General features: G+C 65.9%; 1 protein-coding gene. It reads right to left on the bottom strand.

Translation table 11 applies throughout. The features are described 5' to 3' along the window. Nucleotides 1-1,307, bottom strand: a 1,307-nt coding sequence (locus MKP05_RS21120; RefSeq protein WP_240570117.1) for a Rieske 2Fe-2S domain-containing protein, incomplete at both ends; no start/stop codon positions are given.

The following is a 1,307-nucleotide window of genomic DNA, read 5'->3' as shown; positions in this document are numbered from 1 at the left end:
AACTGGCTGCGTTCCTTGTCGATGGCGCGCAGCATCTCCTCGACCCAGTGCTGGTGGTGCAGCACGTAGAGGCCCTCGTCTTCCGGGGAGGCCCCGCTGAGCAGCGGCTTCATGCCGATCGCCTGGGCGTTCTCGTCGGCGCCCTCGATCCACTGCTTGGCGCCGCGGGAGAGGTCGCTCCACTCGGACAGCGCCCCGTTGTAGCCCTCCTGGCAGGCGCGGAACTCCTCGAGGTCGTCCGGCGTGCCCATGCCCGAGACGTTGAAGAAGTCCTCGTACTGGCGGATGCGCACGCGACGGTTCTCCGCCGACTCGCCCTTGGGCGCGAAGCAGTAGATGGTCACCTCGGTCTTGTCCACGGCCAGCGGACGCAGCACGCGGATCTGCGTGGAGAACTGGTCCATCAGGTAGACGTTGGGGTAGAGGCAGAGGTTGCGGGTCTGGTTGACGATGGAGTCGGCCCGCGCCGCGCCAAGCTGCTCCTCGATCCACTCCTTCTGGGTGTAGACCGGGCGCACCTCGGGGTTGAGCAGCCGGGTCCACAGCATCATGTGGCCATTCTCGTAGGAATAGAAACCGCCCTGGCTCTTCGACCAGCCGTCGGCGTCCACCGACTGAGTACCGCCGGCGTCGTAGTTGCGACGCTGCATGGTCGAGGCGTAGTTCCAGTGCACCGAGCTGACGTGGTAGCCGTCGGCGCCGTTCTCGGCCTGCAGCTTCCAGTTGCCGTGGTAGGTGTACGACGAGGTGCCGCGCAGGATCTCCAGGCCGTCCGGCGCCTGGTCGACGATGTTGTCGATGATCTTCATCGTCTCGCCCAGGTACGCCTCCAGCGGCTGGACGTCATCGCTCAGGCTGCCGAACAGGAAGCCCTTGTAGTTGGCGAAGCGCGGCAGGCGCTTGAGGTCGTGGGAGCCCTCCTGCTTGAAGCTGTCCGGGTAGGCGCCGGTCTTCTCGTTCTTGGCCTTGAGCAGCGTGCCGTCGTTCTTGAAGGTCCAGCCGTGGAACGGGCAGGTGAAGGTGCCCTTGTTGCCCTGCTTGCGCCGGCACAGGGTCGCGCCGCGGTGGGCACAGGCGTTGATCAGGCCGTGCAGCTCGCCCTGCTTGTCGCGGGTGATGACTACCGGCTGGCGGCCCATGGTCACGGTGAAGTAGTCACCCGGCTCGGCGATCTGGCTCTCGTGGGCCAGGAACAGCCAGTTGCCCTCGAAGATGTGCTTCATCTCCAGGTCGAAGAAATCCGGGTCGGTGAACATGCTGCGGTGGCAGCGGAAGATGCCGGCCTCGGCGTCGTCGACGACGGCGCC

The organism is Halomonas flagellata (genome assembly GCF_022487945.1).
In the GTDB taxonomy this organism is placed as follows: Bacteria; Pseudomonadota; Gammaproteobacteria; order Pseudomonadales; family Halomonadaceae; genus Halomonas; species Halomonas flagellata.
This window is presented reverse-complemented; position numbering and strand designations above follow the sequence as displayed.